This is a genomic window from Floricoccus tropicus, from assembly GCF_001832905.1.
GTDB lineage: Bacteria > Bacillota > Bacilli > Lactobacillales > Streptococcaceae > Floricoccus > Floricoccus tropicus.
Window position 1 is genome coordinate 1 of the sequence record NZ_MKIR01000012.1, and the last position, 23,650, is coordinate 23,650.

General features: G+C 33.2%; 24 protein-coding genes and 1 pseudogene. 7 read left to right on the forward strand and 18 right to left on the reverse strand.

Going from position 1 to position 23,650, the window contains the following annotated elements; translation table 11 throughout:
• Positions 1 to 306 precede the first annotated feature (306 nt).
• Positions 307 to 1,080: a GntR family transcriptional regulator gene (locus BG261_RS03615; protein WP_070791812.1), complete on the forward strand. Its 774-nt coding sequence runs from the start codon at positions 307 to 309 to the stop codon at positions 1,078 to 1,080.
• A 52-nt stretch (positions 1,081 to 1,132) separates the two neighbouring features.
• On the opposite strand, the gene BG261_RS03620 is transcribed toward BG261_RS03615, so the two are convergent.
• Positions 1,133 to 1,933, reverse strand: a complete 801-nt coding sequence (locus tag BG261_RS03620) for an alpha/beta hydrolase (RefSeq protein ID WP_070791813.1) — start codon at positions 1,931 to 1,933, stop codon at positions 1,133 to 1,135.
• Positions 1,934 to 2,235: 302 nt separating this feature from the next.
• On the opposite strand from BG261_RS03620, the gene BG261_RS03625 reads away from it, so the two are divergent.
• Positions 2,236 to 3,759 carry an ABC-F family ATP-binding cassette domain-containing protein gene (locus BG261_RS03625; RefSeq protein WP_070791814.1) on the forward strand — a complete coding sequence of 508 codons (1,524 nt, stop codon included), beginning with the start codon at positions 2,236 to 2,238 and terminating at the stop codon, positions 3,757 to 3,759.
• A 51-nt stretch (positions 3,760 to 3,810) separates the two neighbouring features.
• Here BG261_RS03625 and purD read toward each other — a convergent pair whose 3' ends face one another.
• From purD to BG261_RS03695, 14 genes and pseudogenes are all read right to left on the reverse strand, one after another.
• Positions 3,811 to 5,061, reverse strand: a complete 1,251-nt coding sequence (gene purD / locus BG261_RS03630; protein ID WP_070791815.1) for a phosphoribosylamine--glycine ligase — start codon at positions 5,059 to 5,061, stop codon at positions 3,811 to 3,813.
• A gap of 254 nt (positions 5,062 to 5,315) precedes the next feature.
• Positions 5,316 to 6,860 (reverse strand): bifunctional phosphoribosylaminoimidazolecarboxamide formyltransferase/IMP cyclohydrolase, encoded by a 1,545-nt coding sequence (gene purH, locus BG261_RS03635; protein WP_070791816.1) that lies wholly within the window; start codon positions 6,858 to 6,860, stop codon positions 5,316 to 5,318.
• A gap of 2 nt (positions 6,861 to 6,862) precedes the next feature.
• Complete coding sequence (purN, locus tag BG261_RS03640) at positions 6,863 to 7,447, reverse strand: phosphoribosylglycinamide formyltransferase (protein WP_070791817.1); 585 nt, start codon at positions 7,445 to 7,447, stop codon at positions 6,863 to 6,865.
• Complete coding sequence (gene purM / locus BG261_RS03645) at positions 7,437 to 8,480, reverse strand: phosphoribosylformylglycinamidine cyclo-ligase (RefSeq protein WP_070791818.1); 1,044 nt, start codon at positions 8,478 to 8,480, stop codon at positions 7,437 to 7,439. The genes purN and purM overlap by 11 nt, the downstream gene beginning before the upstream one ends.
• A gap of 10 nt (positions 8,481 to 8,490) precedes the next feature.
• Complete coding sequence (purF, locus tag BG261_RS03650; RefSeq protein ID WP_070791819.1) at positions 8,491 to 9,930, reverse strand: amidophosphoribosyltransferase; 1,440 nt, start codon at positions 9,928 to 9,930, stop codon at positions 8,491 to 8,493.
• Entirely contained in the window at positions 9,915 to 12,137 is a 2,223-nt protein-coding gene (gene purL, locus BG261_RS03655; protein ID WP_070791820.1) for a phosphoribosylformylglycinamidine synthase subunit PurL, read from the reverse strand. The genes purF and purL overlap by 16 nt, the downstream gene beginning before the upstream one ends.
• On the reverse strand, positions 12,130 to 12,816 hold the full coding sequence (purQ, locus tag BG261_RS03660; RefSeq protein WP_070791821.1) for a phosphoribosylformylglycinamidine synthase subunit PurQ: 687 nt from the start codon (positions 12,814 to 12,816) through the stop codon (positions 12,130 to 12,132). The genes purL and purQ overlap by 8 nt, the downstream gene beginning before the upstream one ends.
• A complete protein-coding gene (gene purS, locus BG261_RS03665) occupies positions 12,816 to 13,064 on the reverse strand; it encodes a phosphoribosylformylglycinamidine synthase subunit PurS (protein ID WP_070787064.1) in 249 nt (82 codons plus the stop codon). The genes purQ and purS overlap by 1 nt, the downstream gene beginning before the upstream one ends.
• A 43-nt stretch (positions 13,065 to 13,107) precedes the next feature.
• A complete protein-coding gene (purC, locus tag BG261_RS03670; protein WP_070791822.1) occupies positions 13,108 to 13,818 on the reverse strand; it encodes a phosphoribosylaminoimidazolesuccinocarboxamide synthase in 711 nt (236 codons plus the stop codon).
• Positions 13,819 to 14,023: 205 nt separating this feature from the next.
• Positions 14,024 to 15,388, reverse strand: a pseudogene (locus BG261_RS03675) (aldehyde dehydrogenase family protein); the annotation flags it as partial.
• A 162-nt stretch (positions 15,389 to 15,550) separates the two neighbouring features.
• Positions 15,551 to 16,681 (reverse strand): 5-(carboxyamino)imidazole ribonucleotide synthase, encoded by a 1,131-nt coding sequence (purK, locus tag BG261_RS03680; protein ID WP_070791824.1) that lies wholly within the window; start codon positions 16,679 to 16,681, stop codon positions 15,551 to 15,553.
• Positions 16,665 to 17,153 (reverse strand): 5-(carboxyamino)imidazole ribonucleotide mutase, encoded by a 489-nt coding sequence (gene purE / locus BG261_RS03685; protein WP_070791825.1) that lies wholly within the window; start codon positions 17,151 to 17,153, stop codon positions 16,665 to 16,667. Before purE ends, purK begins: the two co-directional genes overlap by 17 nt.
• A 95-nt stretch (positions 17,154 to 17,248) precedes the next feature.
• On the reverse strand, positions 17,249 to 17,707 hold the full coding sequence (locus BG261_RS03690) for a GNAT family N-acetyltransferase (protein ID WP_070791826.1): 459 nt from the start codon (positions 17,705 to 17,707) through the stop codon (positions 17,249 to 17,251).
• A 13-nt stretch (positions 17,708 to 17,720) separates the two neighbouring features.
• The gene (locus tag BG261_RS03695) at positions 17,721 to 18,134 is read right to left on the reverse strand and encodes an HIT family protein (protein WP_324609671.1); all 414 of its coding nucleotides are present in this window, start codon (positions 18,132 to 18,134) and stop codon (positions 17,721 to 17,723) included.
• 111 nt (positions 18,135 to 18,245) lie between these two features.
• On the opposite strand from BG261_RS03695, the gene BG261_RS03700 reads away from it, so the two are divergent.
• From BG261_RS03700 to BG261_RS03720, 5 genes are all read left to right on the forward strand, one after another.
• Positions 18,246 to 19,133 carry an ABC transporter ATP-binding protein gene (locus BG261_RS03700; protein ID WP_070791828.1) on the forward strand — a complete coding sequence of 296 codons (888 nt, stop codon included), beginning with the start codon at positions 18,246 to 18,248 and terminating at the stop codon, positions 19,131 to 19,133.
• Positions 19,130 to 19,975 (forward strand): ABC transporter permease, encoded by an 846-nt coding sequence (locus BG261_RS03705; protein WP_070791829.1) that lies wholly within the window; start codon positions 19,130 to 19,132, stop codon positions 19,973 to 19,975. Before BG261_RS03700 ends, BG261_RS03705 begins: the two co-directional genes overlap by 4 nt.
• A 15-nt stretch (positions 19,976 to 19,990) precedes the next feature.
• A complete protein-coding gene (locus BG261_RS03710) occupies positions 19,991 to 20,443 on the forward strand; it encodes a LytTR family DNA-binding domain-containing protein (RefSeq protein WP_070787073.1) in 453 nt (150 codons plus the stop codon).
• A gap of 8 nt (positions 20,444 to 20,451) precedes the next feature.
• Positions 20,452 to 20,844: a DUF3021 domain-containing protein gene (locus tag BG261_RS03715; RefSeq protein WP_070791830.1), complete on the forward strand. Its 393-nt coding sequence runs from the start codon at positions 20,452 to 20,454 to the stop codon at positions 20,842 to 20,844.
• Between the two features lie 244 nt (positions 20,845 to 21,088).
• A complete protein-coding gene (locus BG261_RS03720) occupies positions 21,089 to 22,066 on the forward strand; it encodes an LTA synthase family protein (protein WP_070791831.1) in 978 nt (325 codons plus the stop codon).
• A gap of 307 nt (positions 22,067 to 22,373) precedes the next feature.
• On the opposite strand, the gene BG261_RS03725 is transcribed toward BG261_RS03720, so the two are convergent.
• From BG261_RS03725 to BG261_RS03735, 3 genes are all read right to left on the reverse strand, one after another.
• Positions 22,374 to 22,649, reverse strand: a complete 276-nt coding sequence (locus tag BG261_RS03725) for a hypothetical protein (protein ID WP_070791832.1) — start codon at positions 22,647 to 22,649, stop codon at positions 22,374 to 22,376.
• Between the two features lie 153 nt (positions 22,650 to 22,802).
• A complete protein-coding gene (locus BG261_RS03730) occupies positions 22,803 to 23,228 on the reverse strand; it encodes a GNAT family N-acetyltransferase (RefSeq protein ID WP_070791833.1) in 426 nt (141 codons plus the stop codon).
• Positions 23,229 to 23,271: 43 nt separating this feature from the next.
• A complete protein-coding gene (locus tag BG261_RS03735) occupies positions 23,272 to 23,649 on the reverse strand; it encodes a VOC family protein (RefSeq protein WP_070791834.1) in 378 nt (125 codons plus the stop codon).
• Between the last annotated feature and the right edge of the window lies 1 nt (position 23,650).

Consider the following 23,650-nt stretch of genomic DNA (forward strand, 5'->3'; position numbering starts at 1 on the left):
CTGCTATACCAAATAATAATGGTACTGACGCAAGTGCAACAAATGGACTTAACTTTTTAGTCATGATCAGAATCATGAACACAACGATAAGAGCATAAGCCATAAATGTTATCATAAATAAATCCTCCTTCTTTTATGTTAAATATAGCACATACACCAATTGAAAGCGCTTCTTTTATTGTTTTTGAGTTGTACTCCTTGTTTTTCTGTTGTTTTTTTACAAACAGGATGAAAGCGTTTTTTAATTGTGATAAAATAGAAATGACAACTAAACTCAAATGTTTAATTTTAAAAGGGGGGATTAAATTGAGTGATTTTAATTATAAAAATGAGTTAATAAATAAGATAAACTTCAAACAGCATAAACCATTATCTGATATTGTCTATGATGCTCTTAAGGATGCAATTTTAGATGGTACAATACCTTTAGGAGAAAGAATTAACGAAAATTATTTAGCAGAACTTCTTTCAATTTCAAGAACCCCAATTAGAAAAGCAGTAAAAAAATTGACCGAAGAAGGTTTAACTGAATCAATTCCTCAATATGGAACTGTAATCAAATATGTATCTACAGATAAGATTGATGAAATTTATAAAATAAGACTTGCATTAGAATTAGTTTTACATCAAGAAGTTCTTAAAAAAATAAGTAATTCCGAACTAAAAGAATTAAAAATTCTATCTGAATATATGATTAAATATGAAAAAGATGACAATATAGAACATTTAACTGAAATACTAAATAAATTTAATAACATGATTTCAACAATTGCTAATATGAGTACATTAAATATTTTACTTGAAGACTTAAATACATATTTTAAAAATTTCAGAAATTTTTCCTTTGCTTCAAAAGAAAGAAGGAAAATTGCCACAAAAGAACATGCAATGATTATAAGAGCAATTGAATCTGAAGATATTGAAGTACTTAATAAAATTGTAAGTAAACACATTAGACATGCACACAAGGCTGCGATTGATACTTTTGCAAGAAATGATAATTCATATATAAAAGATAATATTGTAAAAATTTCATGTGATAATCTAGAGTGTCCCATTCATAAGCATCATAAAAGGTAGTTTACCCATATAAGGATAAACTACCTTTTTATAATTTATTGTAATTTACTTATTACCTAACTAAAGATTCAGCATAGTTAACAACTTTTTTATTTACTAAAAGTTGAACATGCCCCACTTCATTCTCATTACCTTTAAATTCCTTGTAATGAATATTATTTTTTGGGTATAACTGCTCTGACTTCTTTATTGTAGCAAGCGTTACAATTGTATCATTTTTTCCACCGTTTACATTTCCATAGAGATTATATAACTGAACGTTCTGTGGAATTCCACTAATATTTTTTTTCCATGCTTTCAGATAATCACTATCTTTTGTATCATTTGCATTAGCATATGAAATATCATTATATGGTGCTGCAATAGCAACAATCTTATTGATATTGAAGTATTTAATTGGCTTAACTTGAGTGAAATAGCTCGTTAGAGCTACAGGTCCATTACTGTGTCCTATAAAATTAACATTAGAAATATTATATTTTTTTTCCAAATATTCAAAAGCAGTTTGCAAATATTTTGATTGGCGAAGCATTGAATCAATATCATCATCTGCATCCGAAAAAGCAATCACAATATTTTTTATTTCACTGGGCTTTAAACTAACCTTTTGAGACTCTACTACATTGTTATTCTCATCAATATTAATTTTAAGTATCCCATCTTGTTCTATCCTTGCTATTTTAAAGTAATCATCAAAATCATTTATAGTACCATATGTTCCAGGCACATAAATACTAGGTAATTCTTTTATTGAAGATGATCTTGATGACACACTTATACCGTAAACTAAAGATCCAACTAATAATGTGATAACGATAATGCTTAAAATATTTTTTTTATCATCTTTTTTCATATTAATCCTCTAAGATAATATAACACATTTTAAAAAATAATACAGTATTAGACATCGAGATATTTTTATGTTATTCTGTATTACTGAGGTATATGACTTATGAACAGGAAAACATGTTTAAAATTTACTAGAAAAATAGCTCTTTACATAAGATAATGATGAAGCATTGTTGAGAGCATTATATAAAAGCTTCATCGAAAATGGAGGCTTTTTTATGTACTCTTTTTTCGGTGAAGTCAAGAAGCTACGAAAACAATGAATTCGTAGCTTTTTATATGCAGTGAACTAGGAAAGGAAAACAAATGTTAAAATTAACAAATATTAGCCAACAATTTGGCGATAAAATACTATATCAAGATTTAAATTTACAAGTAAATAAAGGGGAACATGTAGGTCTTATTGGGCAAAATGGTGCCGGAAAATCCACATTAATAAAGATCATTACCGGTGAAGTACTTCCAGATGAAGGAAATGTATATTTTCCACCTAGCATGCAGCTTGGATATCTAGATCAGTATGTAGAAGTTGATGAAAACTTGACAATCATGGAATTTTTACAAACAGCTTTTCAAAAAGACTTAGATAAAGAAAAGCAAATTAATCAACTATATATTGATTATGCTGAAAATATGGATGACAAACTTTTAAATAAGGCTGGAGAACTTCAAAATCAATTAGACCAGGGTGATTTTTACCAAATGGATACTCTTATTCATGAAATGGCGACTGGTCTTGGAATTGATGTGTTAGGACTTGATACCAGTCTCAAAAGTCTAAGTGGTGGTCAAAGATCAAAAGTTATACTGGCAAAACTTTTGCTTGAAAAGCCAGATACTCTTATACTTGACGAACCAACTAACCATCTCGATGATACTCATGTTGAATGGTTAACTGAATTTCTAAAAAATTTCGATGGTACTTTCCTCGTAATTTCACATGATAGAAATTTCCTAAATGAAATAACAACTCATATTGCAGATATTGAGTTTGGCAAACTGACTAAATATACTGGTAATCTTGATAAATCACTTAAGCAAAAAGAAGTAAACCGTGAATCATATATTAGAAATTATGAATCACAAAAGAAACATATCGAAAAAACCGAAGCCTATATTAGAAAATATAAGGCAGGATCTCGTTCTACAATGGCCAAAAGTCGTGAAAAGCAGCTTGATAAAATTGAACGTCTCACTCCACCAGACCATGCTGCAAAAGCAAACTTTAACTTCCCATATAGAGAAATTGTCACTACTCTTGCACTCACCACTGATGAGCTATCAATCGGGTATGAAAAACCTTTGCTTGATCCAATCAACTTAACAATTCGTTACGGTGAAAAAGTCGCTATTAAGGGATTCAATGGAATTGGTAAATCTACGCTTTTAAAGACGCTTTTAGGTGTTATACCTAGTATTTCTGGTGAATTTGCCTTTCCAGCAAAAACTTCAATTAGCTACTTTTCTCAGGATTTAGATTGGGACTCTCCAATGCAAAGTCCTCTACAATATTTAAGTAATTTATATCCAAAAGCTACTATCAAGGATTTAAGAGGGCAATTGTCACGTGCTGGTCTTGTCAATGAATTAGCCCAGGAACCACTTAAACGACTTAGTGGTGGCGAACAAACTAAGGTAAAACTTGCCCAAATGACAATGGATGAATCTAACTTTTTAATGTTAGATGAACCAACCAATCACATTGACCATGAAACTAAAGAAAGTTTAAAAGAAGCAATCGAAAAATTCCCAGGAACCGTAATTATCGTTTCCCATGAGCAAGATTTCTACGAAGATTTTGTAGATCGTATCATTGATATAGCTGATTAATATGTTATCCAAAAAAAGTTCCCCCAAATCTCTTGATTTCAGGGAACTTTTTTATTTTGCTTTATCTCCAATATCACTTCGATAAAACATATCTGGTAATGAAACTTCTTTTAGAGCAGAATAAATTTTATTTTGTGCATCTTCAAGTGAATTTCCTGAAGCTTCTACAAGGAATATTCTTCCACCACTTGATACTAATTTACCATCTTCTCTTGCAACTCCTGCATAATATACTTGGATATCTTGATTATCAAATTTTGGAATTTCCATCCCTTTTTTATAATCATTTGGATAACCATCCGCTGCCACAACGACACCAAGTGTTATGTCATCATTCCATTCTATTTGGGGAACCCTATCATTTAATAGGTCATCAATAATTTGAGCAAGTGATGAATCAAGTCTTGGTAAGACAACTTGTGTTTCAGGATCTCCAAATCGAGCATTGAATTCAATAACTTTTGGTCCATCAGTAGTTGCAATCAAGCCAGCATACAAAATTCCTGTAAATTCTTTACCATCTAGTAGCATTCCATTTGCTGCAGGTTTTAATACCGTTTCAACTGCGGTATCAACCATTGATTGAGGGATTTGTGGTACTGGAGAATATGCTCCCATTCCACCAGTATTCGGTCCCTTATCACCATCAAATGCTCGTTTGTGGTCTTGTGAAATTACCATTGGATATACATCTGCACCTTTAACAAAGGCAAGAAGTGAAAACTCTTCACCAGCCAGAAATTCTTCGATAACAACTTTAGCACCAGACTGTCCGAATTTGTTACTTTCAAGCATATCTTCGACTGCTTCAATAGCTTGGTCTTCTGTTTCAGCTACTACTACACCTTTACCAGCAGCCAAACCATCTGCCTTAATAACTATAGGAGCCCCTTGAGATTTGATATAATCTTTGGCTTCATTAGGGTCGGTAAAAGTTTTATATGAACCAGTAGGTATATCGTATTTATCCATTAATTGTTTGGCAAAATCCTTTGAACCTTCAATTTGAGCTGCTGCTTTTCTAGGACCAAAAATTTTCAATCCTTCCTTTTCAAAATCATCTACAATACCATTCGCAAGTGGAATTTCAGGACCAACAAATGTCCAATCAATTTCGTTTCTTTGGACAAATTCAATTAATGAAACATGGTCATCTTCAGCAATATCTAGAATCTTAATTCCATCTTCAACCATACCTGGGTTACCCTTAGCACAGTATACTTCTTGAACTTTATCATCTTCAAGAAGTTTTTTTGCTATAGCGTGTTCTCGACCACCACTACCAATAACAAGTAATTTCACTCATTCTCCATTCTATTTAATATTAATAAAAACAGTCATTTTAACGCTTCTTTTTTTGTCACACAAACGGCTATGAACCGTGTGCTCACCTATTAATTGATTATTAACATTCACTACACACTTCCTCTTTGTCATGCTTCAACTCCTAGAATTTTCAACATAAGTATGTTTACAGCTTTGAACAGCGTTCAAAGTCAATAAACTGTAAACCTACCTTATGCTCAAATTCTGACCAGTCATTTCAGCACTTCCTTTTAATGTCTGAAGTGTCTTACGTCGGTAAAGATCATTGCGATTCCATATTTGTTTGCCATATCGATTGAATCCTGATCCTTAATCGAACCACCTGGTTGGATAATTGCTTTGATTCCATGTTCTCCTGCGAACTCTACACTATCATTCATTGGGAAAAAGGCATCACTAGCAAGTACTGCTCCTTCAAGTTTACCAGCTTCCTGTGCTTGATTAATGGCAATTTTAACAGATCCCACACGATTCATTTGTCCAGCACCGATACCGACTGTTTGTTCTTTATTTGCAAGCAAAATAGCATTTGATTTAACGTGCTTAACTGCATTCCATGCAAATTCTAAAGCTTCTAACTCTTCGTTTGTTGGTTGACGATCAGTTACAACGTGCCAATCTTGAATTTTATCAGCATGAGGAAGGTCCTGTTCTTGAACCAATAGACCACCCAAGACAGAAACATACTCTTTTTCTCTAGTTACAGTGTTCGTGAAATCAAGAGTCAAGAGTCTAACATTTTTCTTTTTAGTAAGAACTTCCAAAGCTGCATCAGTAAATTCTGGAGCAATAATAATTTCTAAGAAAATTTTACTCATTTTTTCTGCAGTTTCTACATCAACTGGACGATTTAGAACAATAATCCCTCCAAAAATTGAAACTGGGTCTGCATCAAAGGCAAAATCGAATGCTTGATCAATATTAGAAGCAGTTCCGATACCACATGGATTCATATGTTTAAGAGCAACTACAGTTGGTTTGCTGTATTCACGCGCAATACGTAAAGCTGCATCTGCATCCTTGATATTATTGTAAGATAATTCCTTACCATGTAACTGCTCAGCTTGAGCGATTGAATAAGGTGTTGGAAGTTGATTCTTATAAAAAGCTGCTTTTTGATGTGAATTCTCACCATAACGTAAATTTTGTTTTAAGTCATATGAACGTGTTAATTTTTCAGGAGTTTCAAGACCAACCAAGTCTGTTAAATATTCAGAAATCAAAGCATCGTAAGCTGCAGTATGTCTAAATGCTTTTGCAGCTAATTTTTTCCTTGTTTTGAGGGTAGTAACCCCTTCCTCCGTAAGCTCTTTAAGAACTTGCTCATAATCAACTGGGTCAACTAGAATTGTCACAGAATCACTATTTTTAGCAGCAGAGCGAATCATACTCGGTCCACCAATATCAATATTTTCAATTGCTTCTGCCTCTGTAACTCCATCTTTTTGAATTGTTTCTTTAAATGGATAAAGGTTAACAACTACTAAATCAATCGGTTTGATATCATGGTCTTCCATTGCCTTAACATGTTCTTCATTATCTCTTTTCGCAAGAAGTCCACCGTGAATTTTTGGATGTAAAGTTTTAACACGACCATCCATCATTTCTGGAAATTCCGTTACACTATCAATTGCAATCGTTGCAAGACCAGCATCATCTAGTGCTTTTTTTGTTCCCCCAGTTGAGATAATTTCAAAACCTAAATTTGCTAATTCTTCAGCAAATGCTACGATTCCTGCTTTATCTGATACGCTAATTAGTGCTCTTTTAGACAATTTTATTCTCCCTTATTAATTAATTTCGCTAAAGTGTCTGGATATATAATATGTTCAGTCTGATGAATCTTTGCTTCTAAACTTTCTAAATCATCATCAGGTGCAATATCAACTACTGCTTGATTAATGATTTTACCGGTATCAATTCCTGAATCTACATAATGGACTGTCACACCTGTGTATTTAACCCCATAATTAAAGGCGTCCTCAATACCATGAAGTCCAGGAAATGATGGTAGAAGTGATGGATGGATATTAATAATTCTTTGTGGAAATGCATCTAATAGTTCATTACCTATCAGACGCATATAGCCAGCAAGTATCAAAATATCAATCTGATTTTCCTTTAAAATTTTTAGTAGTTCTTGCTCATATTCTAGCTTTGAAGAAAAATCCTTAATCATAAATGAAGTAAAAGGTATTTTATGATTTTTAGCTCTTTCAAGAACATAAGCATCTGGTTTGTCAGAAAATACTAATTCTACACTACAGTTAATTCTTCCTTCTTCAACAGCTTGGATAATTGCCTCAAAATTGCTACCATTTCCTGATGCCAAAACAGCAACTCTTTTTAAACTATTCCCCATGAAAAATTACCTGTTTATCATCTTCTTTTTTCACAACCTTACCAATTTCATAGAAATCAGAGTTTATAGCATTTAATTTTTCTTTTACTTCTTCAATTTTAGATTCGTCAATTGCTAGAACCATACCGATTCCCATGTTGAAAATTTCGTACATTTCCATACTTGGAATTTGACCAAATTTCTCTAAGGCTTTAAAAACTGGTAGAACTGGCCATAAACCAAGTTTAATTTCAGCTGCTAAATCTTCAGGAAGCATGCGAGGAATATTTTCTACAAAACCACCGCCTGTGATATGTGAGATTCCATTTACTAACTCTTCTTTAACTAGAGGAAGTAGGTCATTGACATAAATTTTTGTTGGTTTGAGTAGTTCTTCGGCGACACTCAATCCTTTGAGTTCTTCTGGTTTATCAGAACCTTTGAAATCATTGGTTTGGAAGAAAACTTTTCTAACGAGTGAATAGCCGTTTGAATGAATCCCAGTAGATGGGAGTCCAATAAGGATATCTCCTTCTTTAATTTTTTCTCCTGTGACCAACTGAGATTTTTCAGCGATGCCGACAGCAAAACCTGCCAAATCATAGTCTTCTTGATCATACATTCCAGGCATCTCAGCAGTTTCGCCACCGATAAGAGCTGCTCCCGCTTGAACACATCCCTCAGCAACTCCAGCTACTACCTGTTCAAGACGAGCTGGGACATTTTTTCCAGTAGCAATGTAATCAAGGAAATAAATAGGTTCAGCACCCTGAGCTACGATATCATTAACACACATTGCCACACAGTCAATACCGATAGTATCATGTTTGTTTTCTTGAATGGCAAGCATCAATTTTGTGCCGACACCATCAGTTCCTGATACTAAAACTGGTTCTTTAAGGTCAAATTGACTAATATCAAAACAGCCACCAAATCCACCAAGAGCTCCCATAACACCCTTACGTTCTGTTCTCTTAGCGTGTTTTTTAATTCTTTCAACTACTTCATAGCCAGCTTCAACGTCAACACCAGCTTTTGCATATTCATTTGCCACGTTTTTCCTCCTAGAAAAATTTAGTCGTTTCTTCAAGTGATTTTTGGTATTCTTCTTCGTAATCATAAAGTGGTGTTGGAAAATCACCAGTGAAATATGCCATACATAAACCACCATATGGTGCATCATAATCTAATCCAACTGAATCAACTACACCATCAACCGAAAGGAAGCTTAGAGAATCTGCTCCTATATATTGACGAATTTCTTCAATTGAGTGATTAGCTGCAATCAACTCATGACGAGATTGAATATCAATCCCATAGAAGCAAGGATATTTTAGTGGTGGAGATGCAATTCTTACATGGACTTCCTTAGCTCCCGCTTCTTTAAGTAATCTAACGATTCTTCCAGATGTAGTACCACGAACAATTGAATCATCAACCATGATAATTTTCTTGCCTTCAACAACTCCTCGTACTGCAGAGAGCTTCATACGAACTCCTTGTTCACGAAGTTCTTTAGTTGGTTGGATAAAAGTTCTTGCTACATATTGATTTTTCACAAGACCAAGCTCATAAGGAATACCTGATTCCTCAGCATATCCACTAGCTGCAGAAAGAGATGAATTAGGAACACCAATTACCATATCAGCATCTATATATGTTTCACGAGCCAAGGCGCGTCCCATATTCTTTCGAGCAGTATGTACATTTACTCCAGCAATATTTGAATCAGGACGAGCAAAGTAAATATATTCCATTGAACAAATGGCAGGCATTACATCATCAGTATAGTTTTCAATCGTAATACCTTCGTCATTGATATAAACAAGTTCACCAGGTTTTACAAACTGAACAAAGTCAGCTCCAACCGAATCAAGGGCACACGTTTCAGAAGCGACAACATAAGCTCCGTTCTTCATTTGACCAATTGAAAGGGGTCTAAAACCATTTGGGTCAAGAGCTGCAATCATTGAGTCTTTAGTCATCAAAAGATAAGCAAAACCACCTTTAACTTCATTCAAAGCTTCCTTAAGTTGTTCACGGAAAGTATCCTTGTGACTTCTTCTGATTAAATGCATGAGAATCTCTGTATCTGAATTTGAATGGAATATTGCTCCATTTCGTTCTAATTCTTCACGAAGAGATTTAGCATTTGTTAAATTTCCATTATGAGCGAGAGCTACTTGCCCATCATAAAAATCGAAAAGGAAAGGTTGAATATTATCAACGCTTCCATTTCCAGCAGTAGCATAGCGAACATGTCCAATCGCACCATCGCCACTTAACTTACCAATCGTCCTATCATCAGAAAAAACTTCCGATAAAAGACCAAGATTTCTATATCCTAAAAGTCTGCCCCCATCGTTAGAAACAATACCAGCTCCTTCTTGACCACGATGCTGTAGGCTGTGAAGTCCGAAGTAGGTTACACGAGATGCATCGGTGTGCCCCCATACTCCAAAAACCCCGCATTCTTCGTTAAGACTTTTCACTTCATAAGACATGGAATGGCTTCCTCCCAAACTTTCTTAGCCTCTTTCGTTGAAATAGATAATTCAGCATCAACAGTTTTAATTACTAGTTTTCCAGAGTTAGTTACATTTCCGATTTCAACTGCATGACTTCCAAAAACTTCTTCAATCTGTGCTTTATTTTCGGGTTTTACAGATAGAATAAAACGAGATTGAGTTTCTGAGAAGAGCTTTTCTTTTTCAAAGTCGACTGTTACGTCAAGACCAAATTCATTTTTGAAAGCTGATTCAGCTAGTGCAATTGCAAATCCACCTTCTGCTAAATCGTGGGCTGAAACAACGAGTCCCTTTTGGATTGAAGAAAGAACTAAATCTTGTATTTCTTTTTCATAGTCAATATCAAAGTTCATCAACTTCCCTTCAATTCGACCTTTTTGCATTTTTTGGATCTCACTACCGTTATAATCAGCTTCAGTTTTTCCAACTATATAGATTAAATCACCAACATTTTTAAACTCTTGAGTAGTCACATCTTCGAGATTTTGAATTAGACCAACCATACCAATCATTGGAGTTGGATAAATAGATTTTCCGTCAGTTTCGTTGTACATTGATACATTTCCTGAAATTACTGGTGTATCAAGAACTCGACATGCTTTAGAAATACCATCTGCTGATGTCCAAAGCTCCCAGAATCCTTCAGGTTTATCAGGTGAACCATAGTTTAGACAGTCAGTGATTGCAAGTGGTTTACCACCAGAGGCTACGATATTACGTGCTGCTTCTGCAACTGCAATTTGCCCACCAATTTCTGGATTTAGATACAAGTAACGACCATTACAGTCAGTAGTCATAGCTAATGCTTTATTAGTTCCACGAACACGAAGGACGGCAGCATCAGAACCTGGGCGAACAACTGTATTCGTTAAAACTTGAGAATCATATGTTTCGTAGATTGATTTTTTAGAAGCAATTGTTGGTTGTGCTAGAAGATCCAAGAGAGTTTGTCCAGCATCCTCAACAACTGGAACAAAGTCTTCCATTTGAGCAAATTCAGCAATACGTGTTGGCTCAGTTTTTTCTTTGAGATATTCTGGAGCATCCTCTGCAAGGGCATCAACTGGTAAATTAGCTACTTCAACTCCTTCATGGTACAAGCGATATTGTCCATCATCTGTAACATGACCTATAGTTACTGCATCTAAATCATATAGTTTGAATAAATCAACGACTTCATCTTCATGACCTTTTTCAACACAGATGAGCATGCGCTCTTGCGATTCTGAAAGCATCATTTCGTAAGGAGTCATGTCAGTTTCGCGTTGAGGAACATCATCAAGATAAAGTTTAAGACCTGATCCTGCTTTTGAGGCCATTTCAGCACTTGATGAAACTAGACCAGCAGCACCCATATCTTGAATTCCAACAAGAATATCAGAATGATCAAGAATTAATTCAAGACAGGCTTCCAATAAAAGTTTTTCCATAAATGGATCACCAACTTGGACTGCTGAACGTTGTTGTTCTTCACCTTCATTGAATTCTTCAGAGGCAAAAGTTGCTCCGTGAATTCCATCACGTCCAGTTTTTGCTCCAACATACATGATTGAATTTCCAACACCCTTAGCTTGACCTTTTTGGATATCTTTATGGTCAATTAATCCAACACACATTGCATTTACTAATGGGTTTCCTGCATAACATGGATCAAATGATACTTCCCCACCAACTGTTGGAATTCCAATACAGTTACCATAACCTGAAATACCAGCAACAACTTGTTCAATTAAATATTTTGTACGAGGATTATCAATTTCACCAAAACGAAGTGAGTCAAGAATCGCAATAGGACGAGCTCCCATTGAAAAGATATCACGAATAATTCCACCTACACCAGTTGCTGCACCTTCATAAGGTTCAACTGCTGATGGGTGATTGTGACTCTCAGCCTTAAATACAACTGCTTGATTATCACCGATATCAACAATACCTGCTCCCTCACCTGGTCCTTGAAGAACTTGAGGTCCACTTGTTGGAAATTTTCTTAGAACTGGCTTTGAGTTTTTATATGAACAATGTTCACTCCACATTACTGAAAATAGTCCAGTTTCAGTGTAGTTTGGTAAACGTCCAAGAATATCTTCTGAAATCATACGATATTCTTCATCAGTAAGTCCCCACTCACTATAAATTTTTTGGTCTTTAATTTCTTGTGCTGTTGGCTCAACTATTTTAGACATTTACTGCTGCTCCCTCTGAAAAGTTTTTAAGTAGTGATTTAAAGAATTTCTTGCCATCTTCTGAACCAAGAATAGCTTCCATTGCACGTTCTGGATGTGGCATCATTCCCAAGACATTACCAGCTTTATTTGTAATTCCTGCGATGCTTTCACGACTTCCATTAATATTTTCTCCGTCGTACGTAAAGATAATTTGATTATTAGCCTTTAACTCTTCAAGAGTTTCATCATCACAGTAGTAATTTCCTTCACCATGTGCAACAGGAATATTGATAATCTCATTTGCATCATATTCACTTGTGAAATTAGAATTATTATTTTCTACTTTCAAAGGAACTGTTTTACAGATGAATTTAAGGTCACGATTTCTAAGCAAAACTCCTGGTAGAAGACCAGCTTCAGTTAGGACCTGAAATCCATTACAAGTACCGAAAACTGGCTTTCCTTCTTCTGCAAAACGTTTAACCTCATCCATGATTGGAGAAAAGCGGGCGATCGCTCCACAGCGAAGGTAGTCTCCATATGAGAAACCACCTGGGAGAAGAACTCCATCAAAACCTTCAAGACTTGTAGCATCATGGCGAACATATTCAGCATCTGCCCCCATAATATCTTTGATTGCCCAGTATAGGTCCATGTTACAGTTGGAACCAGGGTAAACGATAACAGCAAATTTCATTATGCTTCCTCCGTGATTTCGTAAGAGTATGTTTCCATGTTCACGTTAGCAAGTAACTTGTCACAGATTTCTTCAATTACAGCCTCAACATCACGATCAGATTTTTCTACTTTGAACTCAAAATATTTACCAATACGCACATCCTTGATTTCATCATATCCAAGATTATGGATGGCACCCTTAACTGCTTCACCTTGAGGATCTAAAACTGATTCTTTGTAGGTAACATAAACTTTAACGAAATACATAATTTTCTCCTGATTTTCTTTATTTTATTAAAAATGTTAATTCTTATAATGTGTTAAGACGATTTAAAACTTCCTCATAAACTGGAATCAAATCTCCCAAATCACGACGATAGATGTCCTTATCTAAGTGGTCATTTGTATCCATATCCCACAAACGACATGTATCTGGTGAGATTTCATCTGCTAAAAGAATATTTCCTTGTGCATCACGACCAACTTCAATCTTAAAATCAATTAGTTTAATATTCACTGAAGCAAAAAGTTTTTTCAATTCCTCGTTAACTTTAAGTGCTAACTCTTTAATTTCCTTTACTTCTTCATCACTTGCAATATCTAATACCTTAACATGCATATCATTAATAAATGGATCATCTAGTGCGTCATCTTTATAGTAAAATTCAACAATAGGAAATGGTAATTTAACACCTTCTTCAACATTCAAACGTTTTGAAAATGAGCCAGCAGCAAAATTCCGAACTACAACTTCCAAAGGAACAATCCCAACCGCTTTAATCAATTGTTCGGTATTTGATATTTTTTCAATGAAGTGACTTTCAATTCCTTGGTCAGCTAAAATTTCAAATATTTTTGACGTAATTTGATTATTCATTTGACCTTTACCAACAACTTTATCTTTCTTTACACCATTGAGGGCAGTAGCTTGGTCTAAATATTCAACCCAAAGTACTTCTGGTTGATCAGTCAAATAAAGTTCTTTTGCTTTACCTTGATAAATTGAATTACCTTTTTCCATTTTTTCTCCATATTCTTAATTTTAATTAGTAATTTGCAGATAATATTCGTTTTTCTGTAAATAAAGTATAACACCAGCAAAATGGTATAGTCAATTTAATTCTTATCGTTTTGATAAAATTTATTCTTAACGTTCGTTTTTTTAAGATAAAAAAAGCACATTTTTATTAAAATGTACTTTTTACTTATTTAAAAATATTTGTTTATAAATCTTCTTTTCTTAGAGCTATTCTCTTAATGTTTAGTAAATCCATCGCTGTAGTATTATGTGATAGTGAATTGCGTCCATAAGAACCACATCCTAAAGTAAGCGAAGGTGTCAAGTTATTAAATAAATCTCCAATCGCTCCTTGTGAAGATGGTGAATTAACTAAAATTCGACAAGCTTTTATTCTACGACCAAATTCTTTCTGTAATTCTTTATCTTCAGTATGGATACACGCTGTATGTCCAAGACCGGCAACATTAAGCATTCTTTCAACCTTGTCAATTCCGTCTTGGCTATCACTTGATTTAACCATTGCAAGAACTGGTGATAATTTTTCTCTTGAAAGTGGATAATCAACACCTACATCATCAATTTCTGCGATTAACATTTTTGCAGTTTCAGGAACATCTGTAATTCCTGCCATTTTTGCAATAACTGTTGCTGGAAGACCAACAATCGCTCCATTAACCATTGTTTTTTCTTCATTCAGAACAACATCTTCTAGACGCGAAATATCTCCATCTCTAACAAAGTATGTATCCCTTGCTTCAAGTTCACTTTTTACTTCATCATAGATATCTTCATCAACAATCAGAACTTGCTCAGCAGCACAAATCATACCATTATCAAATATTTTCGAGTTAAAAATATCCTCAACAGAACGTTTGATATTTGCAGATTTTTCAACGTAGGCTGGAACATTTCCAGGTCCAACTCCAAGTGCTGGTTTTCCTGTAGAATATGCTGCTCTCACCATAGCTGCGCCACCTGTGGCAAGCACTATTGCTACTCCAGGATTATTCATTAATAGGGCAGTAGCTTCAATTGATGGTTCAGGAAGCCACTGGATACAATTTTCCGGAGCACCAGCTTCAATTGCAGCATCACGCATTAATCTTGCGGTTTCAGAAGATGATTTTTGAGCTGCAGGGTGGAATGCAAAAATAATTGGATTACGAGTTTTTAATGCAATCAGTGATTTGAAGATAGTTGTAGATGTTGGGTTTGTTGTAGGTACAACACCACAAATCACTCCAACAGGCTCAGCAACATACAATAAACCTTTTTCAGTGTCTTCATTAATTATTCCAACAGTGTCTTCATTTTTGATATCGTTATAAACATTCTCCGCAGCAAAGGTATTTTTTATTACCTTATGTTCATAAACACCTCTTCCTGTTTCTTCGTGAGCCATTTTTGCTAATTTTTCAACATTTTGCATTGCAACTTCTGCCATTCGATCAACAATTTTATCAACTTGAGTTTGATCAAAATGGTTCATTACATTTAAGGCTTCATTTGCATTGATAACAAGTGAGTCAATTACTTCACTTAGTTCCGTTTTTTGAATAGTTTCTAACATAAAAATTCTCCTTCTTTTTTTGTTTTATAAGCTAACTAAACAATATCACAAAGCAGTTTTGTTGTAAAACATTACCATCATTGTTTTGCAACAAAGAACACTAAAGTACAAATTTTTATAGACAAACAAAAAAGAACAACAAAATTGTTCTTTTTATTAACATTACCAGATTTTAGTTTTTTCTACTTCACCTAAAGTTTTTTCAATACAATCATTTAAGATTGTAATATGACCCATTTTACGATTAACTTTTGATTCCTCTTTTCCGTAATTATGGAAATGCCAGTCATTTTTTTGAGGAATTAAATCATATGTGCCTTCAATGTGTTGTCCAAGAACATTGACCATAAGCGCTGGTGATAAAAGTTCAACATCTGCAAGTGGCCAGCCAAGTACTCCTCTAATATGTGCATCAAATTGACTGAAATTACAAGCTTCAATTGAATAGTGGCCTGAATTATGAGGTCTAGGAGCAAGCTCATTAACATAAATTTTTCCATCTTTAGTTAAGAACATTTCAATGGCTAGTACTCCTCTTAAATCAAGCTTCTCAGCAATTATCAAGCCAATTTCTTTTGCTTTTTCAGATATGTCATCGCTAACACGAGCAGGAGCAATTGTTTCATGAAGGATATTATTTACATGAATATTTTCTACAACAGGAAATACCTTAAACTCATATCCATTACCAGCAACTATAACTGAAATTTCCTTATCAAAAGGAACCCATGCTTCAAGCTCACAAACTGCACCTGTGCTTAACAATTTTTCAGCATCAGAAATATCTTCAACTGATTTGAGTACATATTGACCTTTTCCATCGTAGCCACCACGTATTGTCTTAAGAACAGATGGATACCCAATTTCCTCAAGAGCGTTTCCTAGCTGCTCACTTGTTTCAACTTGCTTATGTGGCGCAATATCAACTCCACATGATTCTAAAAATTCTTTTTCAGTAAGTCTATCCTGAGTCTTGGCAAGTAAATTTGTACCCTGAGGGAGATTTATTGTGTCTGACAATTTTTCTAGTGTTTCAACTGAAACATTCTCAAATTCATAGGTTACAACATCAGATTTTTCAGCTAGCTCTTTTAAGGATTGAAAATCATCATATGAAGCTACAATTTGACTATCAGCCATTTGTCCTGCGGGACAATCAGCCGTTGGGTCAAGTACTATAACCTTATATCCCATTTCTTTTGCTGAAGTTATCATCATTTGACCCAGTTGACCGCCACCAACAATTCCAATGGTTGCTCCTGGTAATATTAAATCCTTAGTCAAGTTGATCACTACTTTCTAATACTTGTTCTTCAAGCTTTTTTCGACGATTATCTAGTTTTTCTGCGAGTTCAACGTTAGTAATTGATAGGATTTCTGCAGCTAATAATCCTGCGTTTGTAGCTCCTGCAGCTCCAATAGCCGTAGTCGCTACTGGAACTCCTCCAGGCATTTGAACAATTGATAAAAGAGAATCCAAACCATTTAATGTTCGACTTTTAACAGGGACTCCGATAACAGGTAAAGTAGTTTTAGCCGCAACCATTCCTGGTAAGTGTGCCGCTCCACCTGCACCTGCAATAATTGCTTTTAGTCCACGCGCACGTGCACTTTCCGCAAATTCAAACATCAAGTCAGGTGTTCTATGAGCAGATACAACCTTCTTTTCGTACGAAATTTCAAGCTCTTCCAATATATCACAAGCCAACTTCATAGTCTCCCAATCGGAAGTACTTCCCATTATCACTGCAACTTCAGCACTCATTATAAATAAACTCGCCTTCTATTATTGATAATTTAATTTTAACAAGGCTTAAAGTTATTGTCAAAGTTTTTACGAATGATTTTAGACAAAAATAATTAATCGTTCGTTTTTATTTTGTATTCATACATTCTAGTCAACATATTATCATCATCTCTTACCTCAGTTAAAAAATTCCAATTTAATTTTTCATATAAATTTACATGGTCGGTAATCAAATATAGTATATCAATATCTAAAGAGTGCATATCTTTATAAACAAAATTTAGAAGGTCACGAGCTATACCTTGTGACCTATATTCCTCCTCCACATATAGGGCACAAATATTAGGTTTCAAATCTTTTCTTTCATGAAAATCATTTTCAATAACTCCGACTCCAGCTATGATTTTATTTTCATTGACGACTAAGTACCACTGAGGAATAGCTCCAATGCCTTCCATCATTTGAAACATACTTTCAATATATGCTTCCTTTGGAATATCCCACTTTTGACTAAACCAAACTGCTGCATTTTGAATAAAATCACTTTTCTCTCTTAATTTAATAAATTCCATAATTATTCCTATACTATTTCTTAAGTACCAAAGATAATTTTTCTAAATCCATGTGGACTTCTTTAACATGAAAATTATCCCAGAAGCCATCCTCCTTGTACCTAGGAATAATATGCTTATGAAAATGCACTCCTTCATCCATTGTAAGTCCGTTATTTTGAAATATTGTCACATCGAGGATATCAAAGTTTTCTTTTAGTATACCTACAATCTCTTTTTCAAATTTAAGCTCATCAAGTAAGACTAAATCAGGAATATCTTCTAAACTTTCATAGTGTTTCTTAGAAATAATCAGTAAATGTCCGATTTGATTAGGGTTAATATCTAAAACCAAAAAGAAGTCATTAGATTCACGTAAAATTTGCTTCTTATCAATTTGACTACAAAAGATACACATATAACACTCCCACCCTTTTTTTGTAATTATAGCATGATTTTTTCACCACTCATAATTGCAATTTTACCTCTTATCTAATCCTACGATATTTTTCAAATGAACTAATTTATACTTGGTCTATAAACTTAAAGGAGGAAATATATGTTAGAAGCAAAAAATCTTTCCAAGCGTTATGGGAAAAATATTGTTGTAAATAATGTGAATTTGAAGATTGATTCAGATAAATTCATTGCTATCCTGGGTCCAAATGGTGCAGGAAAATCTACTTTGATAAATATGATGATTGGTCTTCTTGAACCATCTAGTGGTCAAATTACTTATGGCAATTTAAAGGTAAATTCTTCAGAGTATAAACAAAAAATTGGAGTTGTTTTCCAAGATAGTATATTAGATGAAAACCTCTCAGTAAAAAAGAATCTTACTTATCGCCTGCAAATGTATAAAGATATTGATAATGCTTGGTTTGAAGATTTATTAGATGAATTTATGTTAAGAGAACTTCTAAACCAAAATTATGGGAATCTATCTGGTGGCCAAAAAAGACGTGTTGATATTGCTAGGTCTTTATTAAACAAGCCAGAAATTCTATTTCTTGATGAACCTTCAACAGGTCTTGATATACAAAATCGTAAGCTTATTTGGGATATTCTGATGAAACTAAAATTAAAATATAAATTTTCAATTGTATTAACCACTCATTATCTTGAAGAAAGCGAAGCGGCAGATTTTATTTATATAATTGATAAGGGAAATATTATTGCAAGTGACAGTGTTGGAAATCTTAAAAATGAATATGTTAAATCAATTTTAACTCTTAAAACTAAAAATCATGAATCTCTTAATAGAATATACGAAAAATACAAAGCTTTTTCGCAAAAAAAAGACGAAGATACTTTAGTAATCAAATTAGATGGTGCCAGACAAGCATATAAAATACTCGAGGATGCTGACTGGATTGATTTTGAATTTCAAAAAGGGACAATTGATGATATTTTCTTAACACTTACTGGAAAGGAGCTTAGGGCATGAAATCATTCATAAATAGAAATTTGAGACTTTTCTTCTCACAACCCAAAAACGTTATACTTTCACTTTTTTCATCAATTATTTCATTGACACTCTATCTAGTTTTTCTTAAAAATAATTTGCTTGATAGTATGTCAGGGATTAGTAATACAGATAAAATACTCGACCTTTGGTTGATAGGTGGTATTCTTACAATTACCGCTATGACCACGAGCTTTACCGGTATTAGTCAAAGCGTCTATGATAGAGAAAAGGGAGTATTAAAGGATTTATCGCTAACATCTCTAAAATCAAGTGAAGTTTCCTTATCTTATCTATGTTCATCTGTGATAATTTCCTTTGTCATGCAAGCTATGGTCTATCTATTGACCTTTGCTTTATTCTTCACCCTTGATGACCTTAAAATAGACGTTGAAACAAGTCTAATACTACTTCCAATTTTTATCCTTAATAGTCTGGTTTGGTCAGGGTTTAACCTACTTGTCATAAAAAATATTAAGAATATAAAAAGTTTAGGCCGAATTGAAGCACTTCTATCAACTGCAATCGGATTTTTCGCAGGTGCCTATATACCACTAGGTGTATTTTCCAAATCAGCTTACTCAATAATAAAGCTAACTCCTGCTCCTTATTCATCTTCCCTTTTTAGAGAAATTCTTTTAAAAAGACCTTTGGAAAAAATAAAAATTCCAACTAGCGAGGAATTTGATTTTAGGAAATTATTAGGTATTGGAATTGAGTTTTATGGAAAACTAACGAGTGGCTATCAAAATGCTTTGATCTTAATATTCTTTTGCCTAATTTGTCTAATCGGTGGTATGATAATAGATAAAATAAGAAAGTAAAAGAAAAGGATAATTATGGATATAAAGTACCGGGAAAATCCTAAACTGGCAGAAAATGAAATAAAGGTAATTATTGAAGCAAGTGAATTAGACAAGGATGTTATGAAACTTATGTCTGATATTGAAAATTTAGGAAGTAAGAGAAGCATTCTAGCTATTAATACGGAAGATAGGCTTGAAATGCTTTCTTACAACCAAATAATATTAATTGAAGTATTTACAAATCAAATTATCATACAGTCAGTTGACAAAATATATGAAACAAAGGGTCAACTCAAAACTATATATAATCAACTACCTAAATCAACATTTATTCAAATTTCTAAAAATACAATAATTAATATCGACCACCTAGATTATTTAGAAGCAGCATTTTCTGGTAATATGACTGCTTTCTTGACAAATAAAGTTAAGACAAATGTTAGTCGCAAGTATCTTCCTGACCTAAAAAAATTAATTGGATTGTAGGTAATAATATGAAAAAAATTTTAAAATACGGAATAATGGGAATGCTGATGTCAAGCTTTGGATTTTTAGTAGGTTCATTATTCTATCTTGATTCTTCTTTGGATAAAAAAACGGTAATTACTGTCTTTATCATGGGATTTATTGTTGGAATGGTAACAACAATTTTTGATATTACTAGTTTAAGCTATATAACCGCAATAATTATCCACTTCTTCATTACATTTACTATTATAACCCTTTCCAATTTCATATTAGGAAGTGGGACATTTATTTCAAATCATATCTTCACATATTTAGCACAATTTATATTCATCTATGTAATCATTTGGATTGGGATATACTTTTTCCAAAGAAAAGATGTAGATACCATAAATCAACAATTGAAAAAAAGGAAAAAATGATAGTTAAAAACTTCCGCAGGTTGTGAATTCAAGTACAATAGTTCGGAAACTTCATTTATCACGGGAAAAAATGGTAGTGAAAAATCTACATTAACGAAGATGACAGATGGTATTCTTTTACCCAATGTTGGAAACTTTGAAAAAATTAATGGAATTGAATATGTAATCTGCAACAATAATATAAGCACTTTAATGAAATAATGGTGTTTTTAAATGTGGAAATAATCAGATAAGAGGAGTAAATATGCGTAGTATTATTGATAATTATTTATATGACGTAGTGAAACATTTGGATTATCCTAAACGAGAAAAAGTCAAAAAAGAATTGAACAGCTTAATTTTAGACAAGTTAGAGGAAAGAACGTCGGGAAGAGAAGCCATGGAGACCGATGTATATGCTGTCCTTGAAGAGCTAGGTAGTCCTTATGATGTGGCAGAAAAGTATATGGGAGATGGAAAAAATACATTATTATCTGGCATATATTTTAGATATTATAAGCGTATATTACTATTGGTGTTGCCATTGGTTGTCATTATTAGTGTAACTGACTCTTATATAACGAATGCCTTTTCACAAGAGGACTGGATGAGTAATTTGAAGGCTTGCACTGAATCAGCTATATATGCATTTTGCTTCTATTTCTGTGTAATTACCGCAATATTTGTACTTTTACAAAGATACAATGTAAAATTCAATAGTTATAATATTGGTACTCTTCAAAAGACATCCGATGAAGCGAGAAAAAACATAAATATAAAATCGATTTGTATTCTAATAATTTCTTTTGTAATCGGTATTATTACATATATCAAACCATCATTGATATTTTATGCAGAAAGTCATGGGAAACGAATTAGTGTTCTAAATGAAGATTTGTTCCTGCAGTTGAGGTTTGTAATTATTGGAATGCTAGTTGTAGTTTTAATTCGTGAGTGTAGTGTGATTGTGAACAGATACATGAATGGAAAACTATACATTTGGGTAACGATATTAGATGTAGTAAATCTTATTTTGCTCTGTGTATTGTTCTTACGTCATAATATCATCAATCCAAACTTTTTGAATATATTTAAAGAAATGTTTGTGGATGAACCGATTATTATAGAATTCTTTTCTAATATAATAAATTATTGGATTGTTATATTATTTTCCGTGTTAATATTGTCAGTCAACCTAGGTGATTTTTTTCGAATTAAAAAAAAAGAAATAAAGTTATTTTAAAGGGTAAGTAGAGTAATTAAATGCCACAAATACAAGAAACTTTTGCTTATTTATCTGCTGTAGCGGGGTTTGAAAGCAAACATCTAGAAAGTGCTACATAGTAAAAAATAAATTTTATTTGCTGATGTGGTTACCGTAGCATTGGACCCTACGAATGGAAAAATGGTTGGTGAATTACTATTTTCATTACCAGATGTGGTTTTGGAAATTGCTCATCATATTGACGATAAAGAACGATATGATAAAATAATCAACTTAGATAAGTTAAAAAACTTCAGACGAAAATCTGAAGTTTTTATATTTTATTTTAATAATTGTATCTTGTTACACGATTAATGTAGTATTCCAATTCCTTTAGTTCATTTTCAGCACCATACTCATCATAATCAACAAGCATATTTGAATATTTAAGGATTTTCTTAATTTCATGGAGTGCTTTTTTAGTTTCATACCACTCTCTAATTCTTTGAGAGCGCCCATCAAGTGGTTGACTTATATATTTACTATCTGATTCATCGAATCTCGAAATTTCATTCATAATTTTATTAACAATCTTTTCTTGATTTACTTGATAATTTGACATAGACAACTCCTCCTCATAACATTGTAAGCGCTTAATAGGTAAAGCTTATTAAGATAATATACTTTTTTATAAGTAATTACAATTAATATGGAGTAATTAACTAACTTTTCAGAAAATTAGAACACATAAGTGCATATTTTAGTTGAAAAATTTTTAAAGAGCTTTAACAAAGAAATACTCTGTTATTCCCACTTTCTTGTGTTCAATTTTCCCGAATTGGCTATATCCTTGTGCTTCATAGAATTCAGGTCCTTGAAAATCAAAAGTATCTAGATGACAGTTCTCACATCCAAACTCTCTTAAATCATTTTCAATTGCATCTAGTAATTTATGCCCTAATCCCTGTCTGCGATATTCATCAGATACCCATAGAGTTTCTAAATATCCAATATAATACATTGACGAATAAGCGACTGCTCCAGCGATTACTTTTCCTTCGTTATCACGAATAACTCTTATAAAGGGAACATAATCATAATCTTGCATAAGTGGTCTTTTAGATAAATTATACTCTTCTAGTTTTTCATCAAGAACTTCTGCTTCTTGACGTCCACCTTTTTCTACTTTTAAATTATTCATGTGAAAACTCCTGTTATATATATAGTTATTTATTTATTTAATATTATATTACCACAATTTCGATTTTTATCCTGTCTGGATCTTCAAAAAATAATGCATAATGATCTTTGCCACCTGCATAAGGATATTTTTCATCATAAAGTAAAACAATATTTTCCTCTATGCATCTATCTCTCAATACGTCTAACTGCACATGACTATCAATATTTAAGGCCAAATGATTTAGTCCAATATTTGTCCGATTATATTTTTCATCAAGATTTTTAGATTGAACAAAAACGATATAGAAGCCATTTTTTTTATAACTAATCCCTTCACTCCACTCTTGATAAATCTCAAAAGATAAATTATCAACTAATAAAAATTCATAAAAATCTTTTGTCTTCATCAAATCTGACACATAAATTTCAATATGATCCATA

Bases quoted from the DNA above. Each gene is read 5' to 3' on its own strand.
- BG261_RS03620 (WP_070791813.1), bottom strand. From the start codon at position 1,933: ATGAAAAAAGATGATAAAAAAAATATTTTAAGCATTATCGTTATCACA.
- BG261_RS03625 (WP_070791814.1), top strand. From the start codon at position 2,236: ATGTTAAAATTAACAAATATTAGCCAACAATTTGGCGATAAAATACTA.
- purN (WP_070791817.1), bottom strand. From the start codon at position 7,447: ATGGGGAATAGTTTAAAAAGAGTTGCTGTTTTGGCATCAGGAAATGGT.
- purF (WP_070791819.1), bottom strand. From the start codon at position 9,930: ATGTCTTATGAAGTGAAAAGTCTTAACGAAGAATGCGGGGTTTTTGGA.
- purL (WP_070791820.1), bottom strand. From the start codon at position 12,137: ATGTCTAAAATAGTTGAGCCAACAGCACAAGAAATTAAAGACCAAAAA.
- purQ (WP_070791821.1), bottom strand. From the start codon at position 12,816: ATGAAATTTGCTGTTATCGTTTACCCTGGTTCCAACTGTAACATGGAC.
- purS (WP_070787064.1), bottom strand. From the start codon at position 13,064: ATGTATTTCGTTAAAGTTTATGTTACCTACAAAGAATCAGTTTTAGAT.
- purC (WP_070791822.1), bottom strand. From the start codon at position 13,818: ATGGAAAAAGGTAATTCAATTTATCAAGGTAAAGCAAAAGAACTTTAT.
- purE (WP_070791825.1), bottom strand. From the start codon at position 17,153: ATGAGTGCTGAAGTTGCAGTGATAATGGGAAGTACTTCCGATTGGGAG.
- BG261_RS03690 (WP_070791826.1), bottom strand. From the start codon at position 17,707: ATGGAATTTATTAAATTAAGAGAGAAAAGTGATTTTATTCAAAATGCA.
- BG261_RS03700 (WP_070791828.1), top strand. From the start codon at position 18,246: ATGTTAGAAGCAAAAAATCTTTCCAAGCGTTATGGGAAAAATATTGTT.
- BG261_RS03705 (WP_070791829.1), top strand. From the start codon at position 19,130: ATGAAATCATTCATAAATAGAAATTTGAGACTTTTCTTCTCACAACCC.
- BG261_RS03710 (WP_070787073.1), top strand. From the start codon at position 19,991: ATGGATATAAAGTACCGGGAAAATCCTAAACTGGCAGAAAATGAAATA.
- BG261_RS03715 (WP_070791830.1), top strand. From the start codon at position 20,452: ATGAAAAAAATTTTAAAATACGGAATAATGGGAATGCTGATGTCAAGC.
- BG261_RS03720 (WP_070791831.1), top strand. From the start codon at position 21,089: ATGCGTAGTATTATTGATAATTATTTATATGACGTAGTGAAACATTTG.
- BG261_RS03725 (WP_070791832.1), bottom strand. From the start codon at position 22,649: ATGTCAAATTATCAAGTAAATCAAGAAAAGATTGTTAATAAAATTATG.
- BG261_RS03730 (WP_070791833.1), bottom strand. From the start codon at position 23,228: ATGAATAATTTAAAAGTAGAAAAAGGTGGACGTCAAGAAGCAGAAGTT.
- BG261_RS03735 (WP_070791834.1), bottom strand. From the start codon at position 23,649: ATGGATCATATTGAAATTTATGTGTCAGATTTGATGAAGACAAAAGAT.